The sequence below is a fragment of the Cupriavidus sp. WS genome, from assembly GCF_000395345.1.
GTDB lineage: Bacteria > Pseudomonadota > Gammaproteobacteria > Burkholderiales > Burkholderiaceae > Cupriavidus > Cupriavidus basilensis_B.
Genome location: NZ_AQPL01000521.1, coordinates 1 through 1,232, shown reverse-complemented (window position 1 = coordinate 1,232; position 1,232 = coordinate 1). Strand labels below are relative to the sequence as shown.

General features: G+C 69.1%; 2 protein-coding genes. Both read left to right on the top strand.

All coding sequences use genetic code 11. The annotated features are described in order from the left end of the window. A partial coding sequence (gene odhB, locus K206_RS0133360; protein ID WP_020206640.1) for a 2-oxoglutarate dehydrogenase complex dihydrolipoyllysine-residue succinyltransferase occupies positions 1-944 on the top strand: 944 nt, incomplete at its 5' end. 139 nt (positions 945-1,083) lie between these two features. Further along, positions 1,084-1,232, top strand: a 149-nt coding sequence (locus K206_RS43350) for an FAD-dependent oxidoreductase (protein WP_155888382.1), incomplete at its 3' end; no start/stop codon positions are given.

The window sequence follows — 1,232 nt, the reverse complement described above, 5'->3', positions numbered from 1 at the left end:
CCGCGCCGGCCGCCGCGCCCGCCGCTGCCGGCGCCGTGGCCATGCCCTCGGCCGCCAAGCTGATGGCCGAAGGCGGCCTGTCGGCCAGCCAGGTCGCCGGCACCGGCCGCGATGGCCGCATCACCAAGGGCGACGTGCTGGGCGCCGCCGCCGCGCCGGCCGCCAAGGCCGCCCCGGCACCCGCCGCCGCCAAGCCCGCGCTGCAGCAAGTGGCCGCGCCGGTCGACTTCGCCGCCCTCGGCGACCGTCCGGAAGAGCGCGTGCCGATGAGCCGCCTGCGCGCGCGCATCGCCGAGCGCCTGCTGCAGTCGCAAGCCACCAACGCCATCCTCACCACCTTCAATGAAGTGAACATGAAGCCGGTGATGGACCTGCGCAACAAGTACAAGGACCGCTTCGAGAAGGAGCACGGCGTCAAGCTGGGCTTCATGTCGTTCTTCGTCAAGGCCGCGGTCCACGCGCTGAAGAAGTTCCCGCTGATCAACGCCTCGATCGACGGCAACGACATCGTCTACCACGGCTACTTCGACATCGGCATCGCGGTCGGTTCGCCGCGCGGCCTGGTGGTGCCGATCCTGCGCAACGCCGACCAGCTCAGCCTGGCCGACATCGAGAAGAAGATCGCCGAATTCGGCCAGAAGGCCAAGGACGGCAAGCTGTCGATCGAGGAAATGACCGGCGGCACGTTCTCGATCTCCAACGGCGGCGTGTTCGGCTCGATGCTGTCGACCCCGATCATCAACCCGCCGCAGTCGGCCATCCTGGGCGTGCACGCCACCAAGGACCGCCCGGTGGTGGAAGACGGCCAGATCGTGATCCGCCCGATGAACTACCTGGCGATGTCCTACGACCACCGCATCATCGACGGCCGCGAAGCCGTGCTGGGCCTGGTCGCGATGAAGGACGCGCTGGAAGATCCGGCACGCCTGCTGCTGGACCTGTAAGCCTTTGCTGCAACCGCAGTGACCGAAGCCGTGCCCGCCGCGCCCGCCATCCGCGTGGCGCGGGCGGGCAGGGCGGACCGAAGAGTTGATGGCGGCCCGGCGGGCGACGTTGCCCCGCCAGGGCCGCAAAAGGAAATCCATGAGCAAACAATTCGACGTACTGGTGATCGGCGCCGGCCCCGGCGGCTACATCGCCGCCATCCGCGCCGGCCAGCTCGGCCTGAACGTGGCCTGCTGCGAAGGCAATGCCTATGACGATCCCAAGGACGAAGTGCGCCTGGGCGGCAC